At 63.4% G+C, this 20991-nt stretch carries 17 protein-coding genes, 1 pseudogene and 1 riboswitch; of the genes and pseudogenes, 8 read left to right on the top strand and 10 right to left on the bottom strand.

Going from position 1 to position 20991, the window contains the following annotated elements; translation table 11 throughout:
* Positions 1–698: pseudogene (locus HUN39_RS09660) on the top strand (hypothetical protein); the annotation flags it as partial.
* On the opposite strand, the gene HUN39_RS18990 reads toward HUN39_RS09660, so the two are convergent.
* The 4 genes from HUN39_RS18990 to HUN39_RS09640 all read right to left on the bottom strand — a co-directional run bounded on the left by HUN39_RS18990 (position 670) and on the right by HUN39_RS09640 (position 4518).
* Positions 670–1032 (bottom strand): recombinase family protein, encoded by a 363-nt coding sequence (locus HUN39_RS18990; RefSeq protein WP_210266915.1) that lies wholly within the window; start codon positions 1030–1032, stop codon positions 670–672. The pseudogene HUN39_RS09660 and the gene HUN39_RS18990 sit on opposite strands and share 29 nt — an antisense overlap.
* Before the next feature lie 15 nt (positions 1033–1047).
* The gene (locus HUN39_RS09650) at positions 1048–1512 is read right to left on the bottom strand and encodes an NfeD family protein (RefSeq protein WP_175094287.1); all 465 of its coding nucleotides are present in this window, start codon (positions 1510–1512) and stop codon (positions 1048–1050) included.
* 2 nt (positions 1513–1514) lie between these two features.
* Complete coding sequence (locus tag HUN39_RS09645; RefSeq protein WP_175094286.1) at positions 1515–2507, bottom strand: SPFH domain-containing protein; 993 nt, start codon at positions 2505–2507, stop codon at positions 1515–1517.
* Positions 2508–2688: 181 nt separating this feature from the next.
* Positions 2689–4518 carry an extracellular solute-binding protein gene (locus HUN39_RS09640; protein ID WP_175094311.1) on the bottom strand — a complete coding sequence of 610 codons (1830 nt, stop codon included), beginning with the start codon at positions 4516–4518 and terminating at the stop codon, positions 2689–2691.
* Positions 4519–4885: 367 nt separating this feature from the next.
* Between HUN39_RS09640 and HUN39_RS09635 the strand changes: the two genes are divergently transcribed.
* From HUN39_RS09635 to HUN39_RS09610, 6 genes are all read left to right on the top strand, one after another.
* On the top strand, positions 4886–5614 hold the full coding sequence (locus HUN39_RS09635; RefSeq protein ID WP_175094310.1) for an invasion associated locus B family protein: 729 nt from the start codon (positions 4886–4888) through the stop codon (positions 5612–5614).
* A 252-nt stretch (positions 5615–5866) separates the two neighbouring features.
* Positions 5867–6694: a cytochrome c oxidase subunit II gene (locus HUN39_RS09630; RefSeq protein ID WP_175094284.1), complete on the top strand. Its 828-nt coding sequence runs from the start codon at positions 5867–5869 to the stop codon at positions 6692–6694.
* A 115-nt stretch (positions 6695–6809) separates the two neighbouring features.
* Complete coding sequence (locus tag HUN39_RS09625) at positions 6810–8576, top strand: cytochrome c oxidase subunit I (RefSeq protein WP_175094283.1); 1767 nt, start codon at positions 6810–6812, stop codon at positions 8574–8576.
* A complete protein-coding gene (locus tag HUN39_RS09620) occupies positions 8573–9283 on the top strand; it encodes a cytochrome c oxidase subunit 3 (RefSeq protein ID WP_175094281.1) in 711 nt (236 codons plus the stop codon). The genes HUN39_RS09625 and HUN39_RS09620 overlap by 4 nt, the downstream gene beginning before the upstream one ends.
* An 81-nt stretch (positions 9284–9364) precedes the next feature.
* On the top strand, positions 9365–10024 hold the full coding sequence (locus tag HUN39_RS09615) for a heme-copper oxidase subunit III family protein (protein ID WP_408631399.1): 660 nt from the start codon (positions 9365–9367) through the stop codon (positions 10022–10024).
* Positions 10025–10044: 20 nt separating this feature from the next.
* Positions 10045–10425, top strand: a complete 381-nt coding sequence (locus HUN39_RS09610; protein ID WP_175094278.1) for a cytochrome C oxidase subunit IV family protein — start codon at positions 10045–10047, stop codon at positions 10423–10425.
* Positions 10426–10615: 190 nt separating this feature from the next.
* On the opposite strand, the gene HUN39_RS09605 is transcribed toward HUN39_RS09610, so the two are convergent.
* The 6 genes from HUN39_RS09605 to dgcA all read right to left on the bottom strand — a co-directional run bounded on the left by HUN39_RS09605 (position 10616) and on the right by dgcA (position 19622).
* Complete coding sequence (locus HUN39_RS09605) at positions 10616–12043, bottom strand: MFS transporter (protein WP_175094276.1); 1428 nt, start codon at positions 12041–12043, stop codon at positions 10616–10618.
* Positions 12040–12894 (bottom strand): polyphosphate kinase 2 family protein, encoded by an 855-nt coding sequence (locus tag HUN39_RS09600; protein ID WP_175094275.1) that lies wholly within the window; start codon positions 12892–12894, stop codon positions 12040–12042. The genes HUN39_RS09605 and HUN39_RS09600 overlap by 4 nt, the downstream gene beginning before the upstream one ends.
* A 32-nt stretch (positions 12895–12926) precedes the next feature.
* On the bottom strand, positions 12927–15488 hold the full coding sequence (locus HUN39_RS09595; protein ID WP_175094274.1) for a plasma-membrane proton-efflux P-type ATPase: 2562 nt from the start codon (positions 15486–15488) through the stop codon (positions 12927–12929).
* A gap of 118 nt (positions 15489–15606) precedes the next feature.
* On the bottom strand, positions 15607–16797 hold the full coding sequence (locus HUN39_RS09590) for an HlyD family efflux transporter periplasmic adaptor subunit (protein WP_175094273.1): 1191 nt from the start codon (positions 16795–16797) through the stop codon (positions 15607–15609).
* Positions 16798–16836: 39 nt separating this feature from the next.
* A complete protein-coding gene (locus HUN39_RS09585) occupies positions 16837–18351 on the bottom strand; it encodes an efflux transporter outer membrane subunit (RefSeq protein ID WP_332310744.1) in 1515 nt (504 codons plus the stop codon).
* Between the two features lie 170 nt (positions 18352–18521).
* A riboswitch (Fluoride riboswitch) is annotated at positions 18522–18583 on the bottom strand.
* Positions 18584–18638: 55 nt separating this feature from the next.
* On the bottom strand, positions 18639–19622 hold the full coding sequence (gene dgcA / locus HUN39_RS09580) for an N-acetyl-D-Glu racemase DgcA (RefSeq protein ID WP_175094271.1): 984 nt from the start codon (positions 19620–19622) through the stop codon (positions 18639–18641).
* A gap of 214 nt (positions 19623–19836) precedes the next feature.
* Here dgcA and HUN39_RS09575 point away from each other — a divergent pair, with 214 nt between their 5' ends.
* A complete protein-coding gene (locus HUN39_RS09575; RefSeq protein ID WP_232366012.1) occupies positions 19837–20985 on the top strand; it encodes an ABC transporter permease in 1149 nt (382 codons plus the stop codon).
* Positions 20986–20991: the final 6 nt, after the last annotated feature.

Raw genomic sequence — 20991 nt, 5'->3', positions numbered from 1 at the left:
ATCATTGGCGCTTCCTTTCGGAAGCTGTGAATCACGACATCGCGCCCAAGCCAACAACTTTATGGGTCCGAGCCCTAGCTCACGAATGCGCACATGTAGAGGCGCTCAAGGCAATCGACACAGCATTTCCAAACAGGGTTCTACAACATGTAATCGCCGACTACATCGAGGTGATACATAAGCAACTCAATGAGTTTTGCTGGGACGAGTATGCAGCCTCTCGCCTCAGTGCGCATTTTGGTAGCAAGCAAGCCGCTATATACGAGGGGACGTTCGTCTCGGCTCTCAAAGAGACCCGCGAACGAGCGAACGACCATATCCGGCGCTACCGCCTCCACAACGACCACGAGGCAGTCCTGACGGACGTGGCGCGTGAATATTTTGAACTCCTCAGATTTGCATCGTATCTGCTTGGCCATTTGCACGGTTTGGGCCTTGGCGTAACGGAAGACGACGCGCCAGTCGCTCATGCAGCGCTTCAGGACCATTGGTTCGCGCCGCATTTCATCCGGCTCGAACAGATTTTTGTGACTCTCTGGGAAAATTTCGGGAAGTGGGGAAGTCCGGACGACTTCGACGTTATCGCGGATTTAGGGATGGAAATTTTAGCTGAAGGGGGCGTGCATTTGACGCCACTTCCCGAGGGGGGTGTCTATGTGCATGTCCCTTTCAGCCCCAACACATTACCCATGACTTAGCTTTTGCTACATTGCTGGCAGCTTGTTTTACTGTATCGTCCCACGCATGCGTCTTTCCAGTTCCCCATTTCCCTTTGATGCAAAGCACCTTCGGCTCGGGATCAACGATAAATTTTAGCATGTTGGCGCAGCTCCGGGCTCCGCTGGTGCGGGCGCTGGTTAACTCGCGCTCGAACTCCGGAAGGCCGCCCAACACTGTCAGCATAAGCCGCCCGTGCGGCATGGTGGCATCTGCCCATGCATCGGCGAGCGAGCGGAACCGGCTCCTGCTTTCTTGATACGGCGCGTCGAGCGCCTTGCCGTTCCTTGCAGCAATCCAAAACCAAATGTCCAAAAGGTCTTCGCAACCTCACGCGAGCGGCGCCAGCACCAGCGCCAGATTCTCCACCGCCACCACTCGCGCCCTGGCGCCGGGCGCGAGGCTCTCGACCGGCGAATCCTCGGCGAGCCGCGCCTGCCATTCGACGCCGGACCAGAACACGACGCCGCGGGTTTTCGTCACCTCATGCGTCGTCGTCACTTCGCGGCCGATCAGATCGCTGCTCTTATCTTCTTCGATGTCGGCGTTTTGAAACCGCTGCAGCGGCTTCCTGCCGACGATGGCGATCAAGAGGCTCACGCCGGCGACGATCGCCGCGGTCTCGACGAGCGACGGCCGCCAGCCGGTCGCATAGAGAACCGCGCTGGTCAGTAGCGCCCCCACCGCCACGAACATCACCGGCGACAGGCCGATCACGACGATGTCGAGTCCGAGCAGGATCAGGCCGGCGATCAGGCTCGCATTGGCGGGATCGTAGAGAAAGGCGGTCTCCATCTTTATTCCGCTTCCCGCCAGGGCTGCGCGCGGCGCTGCTGCGCCTCGTTTGACGCCGGGCTGGCGTTGACGGCCTTGAGCACCGCCATCGCCTTGGCGATCCAGCCGGCGGGGTCGGCGCCGTCGCCCATCAGCACTAAGGAATTGCCGGCCTTGGCGAGGCGGCCATATTGCTCGATGGCGCTTTTGGCGACTTCGAGCTGCACCGCCTGATCGCCGCCGACCTGGGTGATTTGCGTGCGCACCAGTTCGATCGCCTTCGCCTGGCCTTCGGCGCGCAAAATCGCCGCCTGTTTCTCGCCGTCGGCGCGGTTGATCTCGGACTGTTTCACGCCTTCCGATTCGAGCACCGTCGCCCGCTTGTCGCGCTCGGCCTTCATCTGCCGCTCCATCGACTGGCGCAGCGATTCGGGCATGGCGATGTCCTTGATCTCATAGCGCGTGACATGCGCGCCCCAGAGCTGGGCGGCGTCGGAGACGGCGCGCACCACCCGCTCATTGATCTCGCTTCGGTTTTCGAAGGTCTTGTCGAGCTCCATCGAGCCGATGGCCGAACGCATCGAGGTCTGCGCCAGATTAACGATGGCGCGGCGGATGTCCTGCGCGCCATAGGCGGCGTCCTTGGCGTTGACGATCTTGTAATAGAGAACGCCGTCGATGGTGACGGTGGCGTTGTCCTTGGTGATCGCGTCCTGCTCCGGCACGTCGATCACCTGTTCGCGCAGATCGAAGGTGTAGGCCACCCGCTCGACGATCGGCCAGACGAAATTGACGCCCGCGGTCAGCGATCGGTTGTAGCGGCCCAGACGCTCGATGACGAGCACGGTCTGCTGGCGCACGAAGCGCACCATCGTCGACAGCGCCAGCAGCGCGACATAGGCGAACCAGAACAGCGGATTTTGGAAGAGGCCAATCGGCAGGCCGAGGTTGAAGGATCGGTCGATGATTAAAAGGCCGATTGCGGCGGCGCCGACGACAAAAAGTGCGAAACCCATGGAATGAACCCTCCGCGACAGGCGCGTTGAGAGAATGTTATCGAGCGACTGGGACACGGGCGCTCCTATTCATGGCGCATGGGGCGGAGGCCTTTCCGTGAAGGCGAGCCCTGGGCGCCAATCGACGTCTAGCGCGCCAGACACGCCGAAGGCGTGCGCCGGCGCATGTCTCGCGCGATGCTCAGCGCTGTCTCCACCAGCTTTCGAGCGTCGGACCGAACATCGGCGACGCATAGCGCGGCAATCGCGCCGGGCGCGCAATGTCGGTCGAATGCGCGAGCCATTGGTCGGACGCGTGAAACAGCGGCACGACGTAGAAGCCGGACAGCAGCACGCGGTCGTAAGCGCGAACGGCGGTGACGAAATCGTCGTGGCTTGTCGCGGCCAGCAGGGCGGCGATGAGCGCGTCGATCGCCGGCGCGGCGGCGCCGGCCAAATTGAAAGAGGCTTCCTGGTTTGCGCTTGAAGACCCCCAGCGCATGCGCTGCTCATTGCCCGGCGACGCCGAGGCGACCCACTGGCCGAGCATCATGTCGAAATCGAACTTCTGCCGTCGGCGCTGATATTGCACCTCGTCGACGAGACGCACGCGGGCGTCGACGCCGATGCGCTGCAGCGAGCCGGCATAGTTGAGCGCAAGCCGCTCCTGATTGCGGTCTTTGACCATGATCTCGAAGGCGACAGGCTCGCCGTCCTTGCGCAAAACGCCGTTTTCGATGCGGTAGCCGGCGCTCTCGAGCAGATCGAGCGCGCGCTTGGCCATCTCGCGGTCGCGGCCTGACCCGTCGTTGACGGGCGGTCGCCAGCGGCCTTCCAGAATGTCTTCGCGCACGGCGTCCGGAAACGGCGCCAGCAAGGCGCGCTCCCCGGGGGACGCCGGGCGGCCAGAGGAAGACAATTCGGATTCGTCGAAGAAGCTTTTCGTGCGGGTGTAGAGGCCGGCGTAGAGATTCGTGTTGACCCATTCGAAGTCTAACATCATGCCGAGCGCTTCGCGCAGGCGGATGTCCTTGAACAGGGGACGGCGCGTATTGAAGACGAACCCCTCCATGCCTTTCGGGTTTTCGTTTTTCAGCGTCTCCTTCACCACGCGTCCATCGGTGAGCGCCGGGAAGTCGTAGCCGCTCGCCCAGCGCGTCGTGCTGGTTTCGTCGCGATAGTCGAGCAGGCCCGCCTTGAAGGCCTCGAAGAGCGAATTGCCGTCGCGGAAATATTGAATGTCGATCTCGTCGAAATTGTAGAATCCGCGCTGGCTTGGCAGGTCGGCGCCCCAATAGTCCTTGTTGCGGCGCAGCAGAAGGCGCGCGCCGACTTGCGCGTCTGCGATCACATAGGGACCGGAGCCGACGGGCTTGGCGAGCGTCGCTTCGGAGAAGCGCTCGACGTCGGTCGCGTGTTTGGGCAGCACCGGCATGATCGCGAGAATGAGCGGCAGCTCCCGGTCGCCGACGCCTGAGAGGTCGTAATGGATGGTATGCGCGTCCGGCGCGTCGATCGATTTGACCAGGCCGTAGGCGATGCGCTGCTGCGGCCGGCCCTTCGTCTTTAAGAGATCGAACGAGAACAGCACGTCTTCCGCGGTGATCGGCTTGCCGTCGGAAAAGCGCGCGCGCGGGTCGAGATGGAAGGTCACCTGCGAACGCGCCCGATCGACGTCGATCGACTGCGCGATCAGGCCGTAGAGCGTGAAGGGTTCGTCCTGCGAACGAGCCATCAGGCCCTGAAAAACATTGCCGACAAGCCCCTGCGCCGCGGTTCCCGACTTAAGATTGAACGGGTTGAGGCTGTCGAAGGTGCCGGCGAGGCCGACGCGAAGTTTGCCGCCCTTCTTCGCGCCCGGCTCGGCGTAAGGGAAGTGATGGAAATCGCTCGGCAAAGCCGGCGCGCCATGCATGGCGATCCCGTGCGTCGGGCAGGGCGCTTCGGCCGCCCGCAAGGCTGGGGCGGCGCCCGAAGCGGGCGCGGCGATAAGGAGCGACAGGGCGAAGCTGAGCGCGCGGCGCCCCCGCATTCGCTGTTCGCCGCCGCCGCTGGCGGGGCGTCTGGCAGGAATCGGGTGAATCTTCATCGGCGGACCATAATCCAACGTCCTGTCGCAAGAAGCGAGTCGCGCTTAAGTTTTCGGCCATTTTTTTGCGATAGTTGTGGGCAAAAAGCGCCTTCTCCAAGCATTGAGCACTCCGTCCGGCTGGAATTTACTGCCGCGACCATGTAAGAGCGATGCCGTCGCCTCGTCGGCGTCTCGCGATCGCGCTGGAACACGGGCTGGTCAAGTTCCATGGCGCTGTGGCGCGAAGGCGGCTCCCGTTATGACGCGATCTCGAAACTATCCGGAGCCGGAGAGCGCCGGCCAGCAGGACAATCGAAAGGAACTTCCGATGTCGACCCATATCTCGCGTTCTTGCGCGATCGCCCTTGCGGGAGCGTTGCTGTTCGGCGGCGGCGGCGCATTGGCGCAGCAGGCGCCCGCGGCCGGCGCAGCGCAGCAGCAACAGCAACAGCAGCCTCAGGGGCCGATCGCCGCCGAACTCGTCGCTGTCCAGCCGGACTGGACCAAGGTGTGCGGCGCTGATCCGCAGACCAAAAAGGAAATGTGCTACACGACGCGCGACTTCGGCGTGTCGGCGAAGGAGGGCGAGGCGCCCCAGCCGCTGCTCGCGCTCGCGATTTACGATCCCAAGGGCGACGATCAGAAGATCATCCGCCTGCTGTTGCCGCCAGGCCTCATGCTGAAACCCGGTTTCCGCTTTTCGATCGATAAGGGAGCGCCGGAAAGCGGCGCGTTCGAAATCTGCTTCCCGAATGGCTGCTTCGCTGAGGCGAAAGTCAAGAAGGCGGTCGTCGACGGCATGAAGAAGGCCGAAAAGATGACGGTGGTCGTTAAGAATCAGGCGAACGGCGAGGTCACCTTCTATCTGCCGCTCGCCAATTTCGGCAAAGCCTTCGACGGCCCCGCCGTCGACCCCAAGGTCCTCGAAGAGCAGCAAAAGAAGCTGCAGGAGGAACTGCAGAAAAAGGCCGAGGAGGAGCGCAAGAAGCTCGAGGCCCAGAAGGGCGCCGCCACGTCGCCCGCGCCGAAGCCCGCGCCGGCCGCCACGAAGAAATAAGTTTGTAACGAGCCCGAAGACGAACGCCCGCGCGGGACGCTCCCGCGCGGGTTTTTTTGCGGCCGTGGCCCCGGGCGCGAATAACGCGTGGCGCGGGCGTCGCCCTTCCGTCCCCTCGTTTTCAGGAGATTCGCCCGAGCCCCCAGTGAGTCGCCGCACAACTGCAGCGACACTTTGACGCGCGGCGATTAGCCGGTCTATATAGGCCGTCGGGCCATATCGATCGCAACCACCGGCGAGGTCAAAGCACGCATGTCTATCGCCATCGCTATGGTCTTGGTCGTCGCGGGTTCGATCCTGTTTCACGTGTTGAGTCCCTGGCGGGCGACGCCGATCGCGTCGAACTGGGGCTTCATCGACGATACGATGGGGCTGACCTTCCTGGTGACGGGGGCAGGATTCGTCGCCGTCATCTTGTTTATGGCCTATTGCCTCTATCGCTTTCGCCATGTGCCGGGCCGGCGCGCCGCCTATGAGCCGGAGAATCAGAAGCTCGAAGCCTGGCTTGGAATCGTCACGACGATCGCCGTCATCATTCTCCTCGCGCCCGGCCTGTTCGTCTGGGGTCAGTTCATCACCGTGCCTAAGGACGCGATGGTGATCGAAGCGGTGGGAGTCCAGTGGAACTGGAGCTTCCGCCTGCCGGGCGCTGACGCCCAGCTCGGCTCGAGCGACGTGCGCTACATCGACTCAACCAATTCCATGGGTCTGAGCCCGGCCGATCCGAAGGGACAGGATGATCTGCTGATCACGAGCGGGGATCTGCACCTGCCGCTCGGCAAGCCGGTCAAGGTCCTGCTGCGATCGGTCGACGTCCTACATGACTTCTATGTCCCCGAGATCAGGGCGAAGATGGACCTCGTGCCGGGCATCGTCACATATTTTTGGTTCACGCCGACCAAGATCGGCGAATATGAGATCCTCTGCGCCGCCTATTGCGGCACGGGGCATCCGCAGATGCGCGGCAAGATGGTCATTGAGTCGGAGGCCGACTTCGAGACTTGGCGCACGGCGCAGCAGACGTTCGAGCAGTCGCGCAAGAGCGACGCAGGCCGAGACAAGCGGGCCTCTGCTCAATGACGCTCACCGATGCGAGTTGCGCCGCTTTGACATTCATCGCCGCTGACCGAGCGCCGCTGCGACGGGGCTCGATCGTTCGCCGGAAGCGCGATAGTGGCGAAGGGAGGATCGTTCCATGACCGACGCCAGCGTACCCCAGAACGTCGCGCCGCCGCCGGCGGAGGTGGCCGACGTCGAACTCTATCACGCTCACAGCTGGATCACGAAATATGTGTTCAGCCAGGACGCCAAGGTCATCGCCATTCAATACGCCGGCACGGCCATCACCGTCGGCATTTTGGCTCTGGTGCTGTCATGGGTGATTCGCCTGCAGCTCGCCTTTCCAGGGGCGATCCCGTTCATTGACGCCAGTGTCTATTACCAGTCCGTGACCATGCATGGCATGATCATGGTCGTCTATATGCTCACCGCCATCTTTCTCGGCGGCTTCGGCAACTATCTCATTCCACTGATGGTGGGCGCGAGGGACATGGTGTTCCCTTACGTCAACATGCTCAGCTTCTGGGTCTATCTGATCGCGACCCTGGTTCTCGTCTCGAGCTATTTCTTCCCTGGCGGGCCGACCGGCGCCGGCTGGACCCTGTATCCGCCGCAATCGATCCTGACGGGCACGCCGGGCCACGAATACGGCATCATCCTGATGCTCGTTTCGTTGATCCTCTTCATCGTCGGCTTCACGATGGGCGGACTGAATTACGTGGTGACGGTGCTGCAGGCGCGCACCCGAGGCATGACGCTGATGCGCATGCCGCTGACGGTTTGGGGGATCTTCGCCGCCGCCGTGATGGCGCTTCTCGCCTTCCCCGGCCTCTTCGTCGCCTGCCTCATGCTGCTCCTCGACCGCACGCTCGGCACGAGCTTCTTCATGCCGTCGCTCGTCGAACTCGGCGAGCGCAAGGACTATGTCGGCGGCAGCCCGATCCTGTTCCAGCACCTGTTCTGGTTCTTTGGTCATCCGGAAGTCTATATCGTCGCGCTGCCGGCCTTCGGCGTCGTTTCCGATCTGATCAGCGTGCATGCACGCAAGAACATCTTCGGATACAGGATGATGGTCTGGGCCATCATCGCCATTGGCGTGCTCGGCATGGTGGTCTGGGGCCACCATATGTATATCAGCGGCATGGACCCGTGGTTCGGGTTCTTCTTCGCGGTGACGACGCTCGCGATCGCGGTGCCGACGGCGCTGAAGGTCTATAATTGGGTGCTGACCCTCTGGCACGCCGACATCCATTTCACGACGCCGATGCTGTTCGCGCTGGGGTTCCTCGTCACCTTCGTCAACGGCGGCATTACCGGCCTCTATCTCGGCAATGTCATCGTCGACGTGCCACTGTCCGCGACGCTGTTCGTCGTCGCCCATTTCCACATGGTGATGGGCATCGCGCCGGTGCTCGTCATTTTCGGCGCGATCTATCACTGGTATCCGAAGATCACCGGCCGCATGATGGACGAGCGGCTCGGCAAGATTCACTTCTGGATCACCTTCCTTGGCGCCTATGCGATCTTCTTTCCGATGCACTATCTCGGCGTGCTCGGGATGCCGCGGCGCTTCTACGAGATGGGCGAAACCGCCTTCGTTCCCGCGTCAGCCGCCACGCTCAACATTGTGATCACGGTCATCGCCTTGGCGGTCGGTTTCGCGCAATCGATCTTCTTCTACAATCTGTTCAAGAGCCTGAAGCATGGCGCGCCGGCCGGCGGCAATCCGTGGCGCGCCGCTTCGCTCGAATGGCAGACGCCCGAAACGCCGCCGGGACACGGCAATTGGGGTAAGCAGCTCCCGGTGGTTTATCGCTGGCCATACGCCTACAGCGTGCCCGGCGCGCCGGAGGATTATCTGCCGCAGAACGCGCCGCCGGTGAGAGGAGAGCGTTCGCCATGAGCGTCATGGGGCTCTTCTTCGTCTTTATCGCCACTGTTGCGGTCATGTGGTTGGTGCGCCAGGGGGTGCTGGAGTCGCCCTGGCTCGAGGAAGGCGAGGTTGCGCATTATCGTCGCGCCGGCGGCGCCGAGCCGCCGACAGCCGGGAGAGTGGGGCTCGCGGTCTTTCTCGCCGTCGCCGGCTGTCTATTCTCTCTGCTCGCCGCCGCCTTTTTCATGCGCGGCGACGCGCCCGACTGGCAGATGCCGCCGATCCCCGGCGTGCTCTGGGTCAACACGTTTCTGCTCGCCGCCAGCAGCGTCGCCCTGCAAGTCGCGGTCTTCGCCGCCCGGCGCGCCAACGCCGAGCGGGTCAAGACGGCGCTGCTTGTCGGAGCCGTAACCGCTGCTCTTTTCCTGATCGGCCAGATCTGGGCGTGGCGCGAACTTCTCGAGCTGCGGTTCTTCGCCTCGAGCAACGCCGCGAACGCCTTCTTCTATCTGCTGACGGGCGTGCATGCGCTGCATCTCATTGGCGGTCTGGTGGCGCTTGCGCGAACCACCGACAAGGTGCGCGGCGCCGAGCGAATCACCAAGGCGCTGACCACGAGCGTCGAACTCTGCGCCATCTATTGGCATTTTCTGCAGTTCGTCTGGTTGCTGATGTTCGCCATGCTGATCGGTTGGGCCGATGGTTTCGGCGCCATCTGCCGGCGTCTGCTTTCGTAAAGGGAATGCGCTATGACGGCGGAGCCTGTCACGACTGAACATGTAACGACTGAGCCCACGCTGCGGAGCAGCCTGCACGGCATGGTCGCTGACTGGTCCTCGGATCAGCGCTCTTTCAAGGGCGCGTCCTGGGGCAAGGCGATGATGTGGATCTTCCTCGTCAGCGACACCTTCGTCTTCAGCTGCTTTCTGATTTCCTACATGACGGTGCGCATGTCCACGACGGTGGAATGGCCGCACCCGAGCGAAATCTTCGCTCTCGAGATCGGCGGCAAGAAAATCCCGCTCATCCTCATCGCCATCATGACCTTCGATCTCATCACGAGTTCGGGCACCATGGCGATGGCCGTCAACTTCGCCTATGCGCGCGAGCGCAGGAAGGCCGCGATTTTAATGCTGGTGACGGCGTTCTTTGGCGCAGCCTTCGTCGGCATGCAGGCCTTCGAATGGACCAAGCTCATTCACGAAGGCGTGCGGCCATGGGGCAATCCCTTCGGCGCGGCGCAGTTCGGCTCGAGCTTCTTCATGATTACCGGCTTTCACGGCTTCCACGTGTCGATCGGCGTGATTTTCCTGCTCATCGTGGCGCGCGCCGTCTGGCGCGGCGATTATGACGTCGGACGGCGCGGCTTTTTCACGAGTCGCAAGGGCAGATACGAGATCGTCGAGATCATGGGCCTATATTGGCACTTCGTGGATCTCGTATGGGTCTTCATCTTCGCATTCTTCTATCTGTGGTGACGTCTCCGACGGGGGAACTGATGACGGCGACGACGGAAAATACGACGCACAGCCATGCGCCTGTCGCGCAAGCGGCGCAGCCCGCGGCGCAGGCGCATGGCCAGCAGCATCCAATCAAGCTCTATCTTCTGGTGTGGGGGCTGCTCTTCTTTCTGAGCGCCTGCTCCTATCTCGTCGATTATTTCGACTTTCAGGGCTATTTGCGATGGTTCCTGATCGTCCTGTTTATGCTGCTGAAGGCGGGGCTCATCGTCGCCGTCTTCATGCACATGGCGTGGGAGCGGCTGGCGCTGGTCGTCGCCATTCTGGCGCCGCCGATGGCGGTGCTGGTTCTGATGGCGATGATGGCGTGGGAAGGCGACTATACCAATTATCTGCGCGTGATCTTTTTCGGCGCGTGACGCGGGCTCGCCCGCTCCGCCTGAATGAATCGTGCTGATCTCGGGCCGTCGGAGAATCGCGAATGCGAAGGGACGATCAGCGCGCCGCCAATAAGGCGATCCTCATCGTCCTCTCGGCGCTCTGCCTCGTCATGATCATTTTTCTCGGCGCCTGGACGCTGGTCGCTCATCTGCAGTAGCGCCGCCTCGGCTATTCCTCGAGCGCCCCCTCCTCATTGACCGCATGCGCCAGGCCGGCCGTCGTCACCAGCCCCGCGACGCTGACGGCGACCATGAGGGCGACGACGCCCGTGAGTCCCCAGCCGGCCTGCAGTTGCGGCACCACGAATGTGCCGAAAGTCGCGCCGACCTTGGCGCTCGCCGCCGCGAAGCCGCTGGCTGAGGCGCGAATCGCCGTCGGGAACAGCGTCGGCGCGAGGGTGAACGTCGTGGCGTTGGGTCCGGCGTTCATCGCGAAATTGAACAGCATGAAGCCGCCGATGACGAAGGCGAGATGCGCATTCGCGCCATTGTCCGACATCGCGGCGAAGAGCAACAGCAGCATGCCGAGCCCCATGCCGCTAAATCCCGCGACCTGCATGGTGATCCGCCCAAAGCGCGGAACCGCCCAGAGGCTCGCCACAAAGCCGATGATCAGAAAAGCGTCGACGATGGCGCTGCCTTCCGCGTCGGCGAAGTCGGCCGCGAGCGAGCCCGCGTCGGCCGCGCCGAGATGCATGGCGCCGAGAATGACGGGCGTGAACAGACCGACGCCATAGGTCGCGACGTCCATCAGCATCCACGGCAAGGAGACGAGCATCGTGCGGGCGCGATAGGCTTCGCGGAACAGCGCCGAATAGCCGACGTCCTGCGCCTTGGGCGCGGAAGCCCGCTTCGACGCCGCCACGGCGACCGCTTCCGCGCGAAGGCTCACAGGCGTCTCGCCGAACTCGACCAATAATGTCCTGAGCAGCGCCGTCGCTTCGCTGATCCGCCCCTTCGCCACCAGCCAGCGCACGCTTTCCGGCGCCCATAGGCGCGCGGATAAGAAAAGCAACGCAATCATGCCGCTGGCGCCGAACAGCAGCCGCCAGTCTTCTGTTGACGGCCGTAGCTTCAATAAAGCGAGGCCGGCGAGAGCCGCCGCCGCCATGCCGACCGACTGCAGGGCGATCGTCGCAACTGTCATTCTGTTGCGCGTCGCGCGCGGCATGAGCTCCGACACATAGGCGCCGCTCGTCGGAAAATCGATGCCGACGCCAACGCCAAGCAGGAACTGCGACAGCAGGATGACGTGGGCGTTCGGCGCCGCCGCGCCGATAAAGCACGCGAACGCGATGATCGCCATGTCGGCGATGAAGACGCGCTTGCGGCCGAATCTGTCCGCGCCGATGCCGCCGAGCGCCGATCCAGCGACCGCGCCGAGCACCAGCGCCGATCCAATCAGGCCGACGAAAAGCGGACTGATCGGAAAGTCCCGCTTGAGCAGCGGCAGCGCGACGCCGAGGGCGGACACCGAGAAGCCGTCCAAAAACGCGCCGCCGCTCGCTGCGAGCCAATAGGCGTAATGACGCCATGTCATCGGCGCTTCGTCGAGCGCGGAAAAGACCGAGGCGGCGTTCAATGGCGAGGCCGTCACCCGGCCTTGCTCCTTTCCTCTTCGTTCTTTGCTTGTTGATAAAGCTTGCGGATTTCGTCGATCTCGACGGAGGGCTTCGGCAGCTTCAGATTAAGATCGTCGAGCGTATCGGCGATGATGCTGGAAACCGCGAGATTGCGAAACCATTTGTGATTTGCCGGGATGACGAACCAGGGCGCATGTTCGGTCGAGCAGCGCGACAAGGCCGCCTCGAAGGCCTTGATGTAGTCGTCCCATTTTTTGCGCTCGGAATAGTCGCTGGCGCTGATCTTCCATTGATTCGCCGGATCGTCGAGCCGCGCCTTGAAACGCTTGAGCTGTTCGTCCTTCGAGATATAGAGGAAGAATTTCAGAATCGTCGTCTTGTTTTCTACCGTGAGCAGCTTTTCCCATTCATTGATGAAATCATAGCGCGGCTTCCAGACCTCCTTGGGCGCGAGCTTATGCACGCGCACGACAAGCACGTCTTCGTAATGCGAGCGATTGAAGATCGAAACGTAGCCGCGCCGCGGCGCATGCGGATGGACGCGCCACAGGAAGTCGTGCTCCTGTTCTTCGGGAGTCGGCTGCTTGAATCCCGTCACCAGCACGCCCTGCGGGTCCATGGCGCTGATGACATGCCAGCAGGTGCCGTCCTTGCCGGCGCTGTCGATGCCCTGCAAGACGATCAGCAGAGAATGCGTGCGGTCGGCGTAGAGTTTGCGCTGCAGCTCGGTTATGCGCGTGAGATTGCGCTGCAATTCCTGCGCCGTTTGGGCGTCATTCGCATAGTCGCCATGAAAACCCGGATCGATTGATCCGAGATCGACGTCCGAGCCGGGCTCGACGCGGAACTTCTTGACGAATTTCATGTGCTCCGCCTCCTTCGTCTCGTCGCTCTCGTTCAACCGGTGAGAGCGACGTGGCTCGCCGTCAGGTTCTTGTCGCGCCGTCCGGCCAGACGCCAGTAGATCATCTTCACAATCTCAGTCACGACGACCCAGAGCAGGCAGTAAAGCCACACGCCGACGATCGCCGCGCCGGGAACGGCGTCGACGCCGACTCCGTAAAGGCAGAGCAACACGGCGACGACCTGCGTCGCCGCGATCGCCCAGAAGAGTCTGGCGCTGGGATAAGGCGGCGCACAAATCGTTTTTTTGGTGCGCACGCTGAACAGCAGCAGATGGCCGCCGACGGCGAGCTGCAGAAACAGCAGGGTCTGGAGCTGGCCGGGATCGATCGGGATCATCGCCTGCAGCGAATCGTCGAGCGTCCAGCGCATGCCGATCAGCAAAAACCCGAAAGTCTCGGCGACCGCGATCAGTCCCATCAGCGAAGCGAAAATGAAGATGCGGTGCATGTCCCATCGCACCGGCTGCGGCGCGACGGGGACATTGTCGTAGGCGATCGTCATGATCGGGATGTCGTCGAGGAGCGCGAGCGCGACGATCATGATGGCTGTAAGCGGCTGAAAATCGAAAAACACGATCGACGCGACGACGACGATCATGATGTCGAGCGTCATGGCGATCCGATAGTAAATGTAGCTTTCGATGCGCTGGAAAATCTGACGCGACACGCGGATCGCATTGACGATGGTCGAAAGTCCGGGCGCCGTGAGGATCAATGCGGCGGCGCTTCGCGCCGCATCGGTCGCGCCGCTGACGGCGATGCCGCAATCCGCTTGTTTAAGGGCCGGCGCGTCGTTTACGCCGTCGCCGGTCATCGCGACGATATGGCCGACCGACTGAAGCGCCTTGACGATCTCATATTTGTGTTCCGGGAACACTCTGCCGAATCCGTCGGCCCGCTCCACCGCGTCGACGACGCTGCGCGGCAGAGCGCCGGCCTTGACGTCGCCTTTGAAGACATCGCTCGCGACGAGAAGATGCGAACCCATGCCGAGCTGGGCGGCGATCTCATCGCCGATGGCGACGTCATCGCCGGTCACCATCTTGACTTCCAGGCCGAGCTCGCGCGCCTCCGCGATTGTCGCCTTGGCGTCGGCGCGCGGCGGGTCCATCAGCGAGATCAATCCGACCAGTTGCCACCGCGCGCCATCTTCCGACATGGCGACGCCCAGCGCGCGCTGGCCTTTGACGGCGAGCGCGGCCACCTCGTTCTGATAGCGCTGCAGAGTCTGCGAATCGGGCCGCACGAGCGCGGATATCGCCTGCGGCGCCCCCTTGGCGTAATGGCGAACGCCGCCAGAGGCGTCGGCGACCGTCGAGATGGTGCGTTTGCTGACGGGATCGAACGGCGTGAACGCCTTCTGCTTGAAGGCGTCGAGCGCATCATGCGCCGGCAGCGCCGCCATCACGGCGAGATCGATCGCGTCTTCGCTGCTTTTTTGGGTCGCCAGCGCAGCGTAGAGCAACACGTCGTCACTCTTGAAAGCGCCATAGGAAATGGCGCTTTGCACCGTGAGCTTGTTCATCGTCAGCGTGCCGGTTTTGTCGCTGCACAGCACGTCGACTCCGGCAAGCTCCTCGATCGCATTCAGGCGCGAAACAATGGCCTTCTGCAAAGAGAGCGCATAGGCGCCGATCGCCATCGTCACGGACATGACCGCCGGCAGCGCGACCGGAATCGATGCGATCAGCAGCACCAGCACATATTGGGCGATGGAGCCGACGCGATCCCAGCTCCAGTCGTCCGGCGCGATGACTTCCCGATAGAGCTGCGCGCCGACGAGGATCAGCGCCAGAAAAAATGCGAGCACGAGAAGAAAATCGCCGACCTCCGTCACCGCGCGCTGCGAATGCGAAACGGCGCCGGCGGCGCCGACGAGCTTCGCGGTGCGGCCGAAGAAAGTGCGCTCGCCCGTCGCCGTGACCAGGCCAGTCATGGCGCCTTGTTTAGCAATTGCGCCCGCATAGGCGTCGTCGCCGATTTTCTTGGAGACGGGCAGCGATTCGCCGGTGAGCGCCGCCTGATCGCAGCTCAAATAATCGCCTTCAATGAGCAGGAGATCCGCCGGGATGATCTGGCCCGCGGCGACGCTGACGATATCGCCCGGAGTCAGTTCGACGGCGGGGATCGTCGTCCAGGCGCCATCGCGCATCACGCGCGCGCGGGGCGCGAGGTTTTTCTTTAGCGCCGCGAGCGCGTTCGCCGCCTTATTGTCCTGCCAGAAGCCGACCACGGCGTTATAGAGAAGAAGACCTGCGACGACGCCGAAATCCGGCCAATCCCGCCGCACGGCGGAGATGACGGCGGCGGCTTCAATCAGGAACGGCAGCGGCCCCCAGAAATAGTTGAGCAGACGGCGCCACTTGCTTTCCGTCTTGTCCTCTAGCGCGTTTGGGCCGTATTCCGCGAGCCGCCGCGCCGCTTCGGCGGCGGTGAGGCCGCTCTCTGTCGTCTTCAGCGTCTCAAGGCGCTGCGAGATTCTGACCTGCGCCGGATCGAGGGAAAGCGCTGGCGAAGATTGGCCCGCCGGCGTTTTCGCGCTGACGTCCGGCATGCTCGCTCTCCCCATCAGATCATCAAAATATCCGAACCGAATCTTACGGCGTGATCCGAGTCTCGCCAAGAGACTCGCTCAAAAAGGCGAGCGCGAGTCGAAATTAACCGTGCACAGTCTATTCGGCGGCTGTGCAGGCGGCGCCGTCGTTCGACGCGCCTATGGCGTTGTCCTTCACGATCTTGTCGGCGCGCGCCTTCGCATCTGCGAGATCCTTGTCATAGACGTCGGTCAGATATTCATTCGTCGTCGTCTTGACGATCGAGTGATTCGGCGATTGCAGCGGGCCGGACACATTAATCGAGGCGACCGTCGACAGGCCGGGGCGCAAGGGCTGTTTCTCGAGTTCGTCCGCCCGCAGGGCGATCCGCACCGGAATGCGCTGAACGATTCGAATGAAGTTGCCGGTCGCGTTATCGGGGGGAAGAGCCGCAAAGACGGCGCCGGAGCCCGGAACGAGCCCCGCCACTTCTCCGTGGTAGATGTGTTCCGATCCGTAGAGATCGACCTTGATCGTCGCCGGCTGCCCGGGACGAACCCTGGCCATCCTGTTTTCCCAGAGATTCGCTTCGACCCAGAGATGGTCGAGCGGCACGATATTGAGGATGGCGTCCCCGGGGCGCACCCGCTTGCCGACCTGAACGCTGCGCTTGGCGACATAGCCGGTCGCCGGCGCCCGGATGTTCTGGCGCACGAACTCGACGTAAGCGTCGTTGTATCGCGCCTTGGCGGCCTCGATGTCGGGATGATTCAGCCGCGTCACGCCGACGACGCGCGCCTCGACCGACTGATATTCCGCCTGCGCTTCTCGCAGATCGGCTTCCAGCGCGGCGAGCTGGTCCTCGGTATTCTGCAGCACCTGTCGCGACGCGGCGCCGCTCAGCGTCGCCTCGCGGTATCTTGCGAGATCGTGGCGCGTCCTGTCGCGAAGCGCGGCGCGGGAAATGACCTTCTGGCAGACCTGGCGGCGCTGCGCGTAAAGCGCGCCGACGGCGCGAACCGCGCGGCCGAGTTCGGCTTCCGCCTGTGCGAGCGCCGCTCTTGCGCGTTGGCCGTCGAGGCGAACGAGCACGTCGCCTTTCTTGACGAGCTGCGTTTCTTCCGCGAGCACGGCGGCCACGACTCCCGTCGCGTCCGCCTGAACCGGGATGATGTTGCCGGTGATGAAGGCGTTGTCCGTCGTCACCCAGTCGCGGTCGTAAAAATACCATCGCGAGAAAGCGATCAGCGCGCCGGCAAGAACTGCGGCAACGACGATTTTGAGCAGAAACTCTCTGCGGGAGCGGATGCTTTTTCGGGATAGCGCCATCGATGGGGTTCGCGTTCTTCTGATAGAGGCGTGGCGCGTTCAGCCGCCGCCAAGCGACTGGATCGTCTCGACGGCCGGCGTCAAGGGGTCGGTTTCGGGCGCCGGCTTCGGCGCGGCCAGCGGCGGACCATCTGCATAGCCGCCGCCCAGCGCCTGATACAAGTCGACGGCGGCGATCAGCCTGTCGCCTTCAAGCGCGCGCTGCGCGAAGCCAGACTCGAGAAGATCAACACGCTCGGCGACGGTTTCGCGGCGATCCTTCATGCCGTCGCGCAGCCGCGATTGCGCGAGGTCATATTGCACGCGCGCCACGCGCAGGTACCGGCTTTGCGCCTCATATTCGGCGCGCGCGCGCTTGAGATTGGCGATGGCGTCGGCGACCTGCTGCGCCGCCTGCAGCAGCGTCTCATTATATGAGTCGACCGCCTGATCATAATCGGCGCGCTGAAACTCCAGATTTCCGCTCAGGCGGCCGCCCTGAAAAATGGGCAGGCGAACTCCGGGCGAGACCGCGTAGCCGATCGCCGATGGCGTGAAGAGATAGCCCGCGAGCTTGCTGATCTTCGTCGAGGTCACCGAGCCTTCGAAGCCGCCGGTGATCGCAAGATCGATCGAGGGAAGAAACATTGTTTTGGCGACGTGAACCCGGGCCGCCGCCGCCTCGGCGCGGCGCAGCGCGGCGGCCAGATCGGGGCGGTGCGCGAGCAGTTCAAGGGGCAGGCTTCGTGGCAGCGGCGGCGACGCCGGCGCTGGCGCGCTTCGGCCGGCGTAAAGGTCGCGCGCGGCGTCGGGTCCTTCGCCCATGAGCCGAGCGAGCGCATCCTTCTGCAGCGTCACCAGCGCCTGCGCGGCCGCTTCGCGCCGGACGGCGTTTTCGAATTCGGCGCGAGCGATCTGCACCCCGTCTAAGGAGTCGAGTCCGGTGCGATAGCGGGTTTCAGCAAGCGCAACCAAATCGCGGCGCAGACGCGTCAAAGCTCTGGCGACCTCGAGCTGGCGCGCCGCGGCGTAGCCGCGCAGATAGGCGCGCGCGACCGAGGCGGTCAGCAGCAGGCGCGCCTGCTGCAATTCGGCCTCCTGCGCCGCCGACTCGCCGATCGCCGAGTCGAGCAGAGCCCGGTTTTTCTGCCAGAAATCCAGCTCCCAGGTCAGCGCAAGCGGATTGATGAAGGCCATGGTCTTCTGCAATCCGCCCTGCGCCGGATTATAGGAGGCCACGACGCCATGCAGCGGGTTGCGCGACTGCCGCATGCCGAAGGTCGCCTGGACCTCCGGCAGGAGCCTCGCGCCGGCGACCTGCACGATGGCGTCCGCGCCGCGCAGAGTATCTTCCGCTTTCTTGAGGCTTTGATTGTCGCGCAAGGCCTTGTCGATGACGCCGTCAAGCTCCGCGCTGCGGAAAGCGCGCCACCATTCCTCGCGGGGCCAAGCCGTTTCGCCAGCGGCGGCTTTCAAGCCGGATCTGGCCAGCGTGCGCTCCATGGCCGGCGCGCCCAGAAATTGGGCGCGCTCCACCGGCATCGTGGGCGCGCAGCCGGCGAGAAAAAGCGCGATAGGGGTTCCGCAGAATAGCCATCGACGTGGCGTCCCGCGCCGAATCGCTCCGATGCGCCAAGCGACGATCCCGCGGCCAGGGCGCAGGCGGCAAGGCGCACGACGGGGTGCGGGCTCTCTAAGCAACAGACACTCCTACCCTGCGCCGACGATCTTATGAACGCGGCGGCGAGTTCGCAGGAGTCATCAGCCTTTCGGCGGTTATCGGGGGAACCCCATCCCCATCCGTTAAAACTTAGTTTACGACAGAGCTACCGGTCAATAAGTCCAGAGGGCGACCTCGCGCGCTATCCCCAGACCTCCGGCGCCGGCGGCAGGAGAGTCGATCCCTCGTAGCACAGCCCGGGGACGCGGTCGCGGGCCAGAAGCAGAGGCCCGTCGAGGTCGACGAAGGAGGCGATCTGCCCCACGAGGACGGCTGGCGCCATGGCGAGAGACGTCCCCACCATGCAGCCCGCCATGATGGAAAAGCCCATCTCCTGCGCCGCGCGCGCCAGCGCCAGCGCTTCGGTCAGGCCGCCAGTCTTGTCGAGCTTGATGTTGATCGCGTCGTAGCGCCCCTTGAGCGGCGCGAGCGAGGCGCGGTCATGCACGCTCTCGTCGGCGCAGATCGGCACGGGGCGCGGCATGGTCGCGAGAATGTCGTCCCGACCCGCCGGCAGAGGCTGCTCAACGAGCGAGACGCCGTAATCGGCGCAGGCGGCGAGCTGGCGGGGAAGGGTTTCCGCCGTCCATGATTCGTTGGCGTCGACGATAAGGGTTGAGTTGGGGGCGCCCGCGCGCACCGCGGCGAGGCGCGCTTCGTCGCCTTCGCCGGCGAGTTTAATTTTCAAGAGCGGGCGGTCGGCCGCCCTTTCCGCCGCAGCGCGCATCTGATCGGGCGCGCCGAGCGAGATCGTGAAGGCCGTCACGAGCGGCGAGAGCGCCTCGAAACCTGCCGCGACATGGGCTGGAACGCCCGAAAGCTTGGCCTCGAGGTCCCAGAGCGCGCAATCGAGCGCATTGCGCGCCGCCCCCGCCGGCAGCAGGCGCTGCAAGTCGGCGCGATTGGCGCCGGCTTCGAGGGCGTCGCGCGCGCTTCCAATTGTGGAGACGACGCTTTCGGCGTTTTCGCCATAGCGGGCATAGGGCACGCATTCGCCTCGGCCGACGGCGCCGCCCTGAACCAAGGTCGCGGTCACGACTACGGCTTCGGTCTTGGCGCCGCGCGAAATCACGAAGCTGCCGGCGATCGGGTAACTCTGTATGGCGACAGATAGTTTTCGCTTCAAATCTCTCTCCGTCGCCCGCGTCGCGCGGGCGCGACGGCGCGGCGATGTGCGCCGATGCGCTTGCTGACGTCAATTCACGAAGTTATGACGTTTTTGCAAGAGGCGGCTTTGCAAGTGGCGGCGCGCCGGCCCGCGTCAGCGGCGCGCCACAATTGTCGGATAGGATGACGCGATCAATGAGCCGATTACTGACTCCAGCGCGAAGCGAAGCCCGATGACCGTCGCGGCGATGCAGCGTCCGCCCAAAGTTGCGCGCCAGTCCTCTGCGGCGGGCGTGCGCCTGGCGCTTTCGGGCGACTGGACGCTCTTCGCCTCTCATCGCTTGGAGGAGGAGGGGCGTCGAATTGTCGAGGAGGCGCGCCTCGATCGCATGGTCACGATCGATCTTTCACAAGTCTCGCAACTCGACACGGCCGGCGCCTGGCTGATCAATCGCGCGCGGCATGATCTCGCGGGCCGCGACGTCGCTGTCACGCTCAAAGATGTGCGCCCTGAATATGCGACCCTGCTCGAAGAAGCGCATTACCGCGCCTTCGTTGCGCCCTCGCGGCCGCGGTTCAACGTCATCTTTGTTCTGCTTGCGGACTTCGGCGAATCGATCGTGGATGCGCTTCGCGAATTTTACCGCGGCGTCGGCTTTCTCGGCGAATTCGTCTCCTCGATGATCTATGTGGCCGCCAATCCGCGGCGGTTCAGGCTCACTTCGCTCGTCGCGCAAATCGAATTGGTCGGCTTTCGCAGCGTCCCGATCATCGTGCTGATCAACGTGCTGGTCGGCGGCATCGTCGCGCAACAGGGCATCTTTCAGTTGCTCAAGTTCGGCGCGTCCAGCTACACGGTCAGCCTGATCGGCATTCTTGTTTTGCGCGAACTCGGCGTGCTGCTCACCTCAATCATGATCGCCGGCCGCTCGGGCTCGGCGATCACCGCCGAACTCGGCTCGATGAAAATGCGGGAGGAGATCGACGCGCTGCTGGTGATGGGTCTTTCGCCCATCGAGGTGCTGATCGCGCCGCGCGTGCTTGGTCTGGTGATCTCCCTGCCGATCCTGGCCTTCCTCGCCGACATAGCGGCGCTCTTTGGCGGCATGGTCGTGTCCTGGTGGTATGGAGGGATCAGCCCCGCGGCGTTCGCGTCATTGCTCAAAGAGGCGATTGCGCTGCATACGTTTCTTGTCGGCATCATCAAGGCGCCCTTCATGGCGCTGGTGATCGGCCTCATCGCGTCGATGGACGGGCTCGCGACGCAGGGCTCCGCCGAATCGCTCGGCCGGCAGGTCACCTCCTCGGTGGTGAAATCGATCTTTATGGTCATTGTGATGGATGGGTTGTTCGCCGTGTTTTTTGCGGCGATCGACTATTGAGCGCGC

Source organism: Methylocystis silviterrae, from assembly GCF_013350005.1.
Taxonomy (GTDB): domain Bacteria; phylum Pseudomonadota; class Alphaproteobacteria; order Rhizobiales; family Beijerinckiaceae; genus Methylocystis; species Methylocystis silviterrae.
The sequence above is the reverse complement of the archived record's forward strand: the minus strand, read 5'-3'. Positions and strand labels throughout refer to the sequence as shown.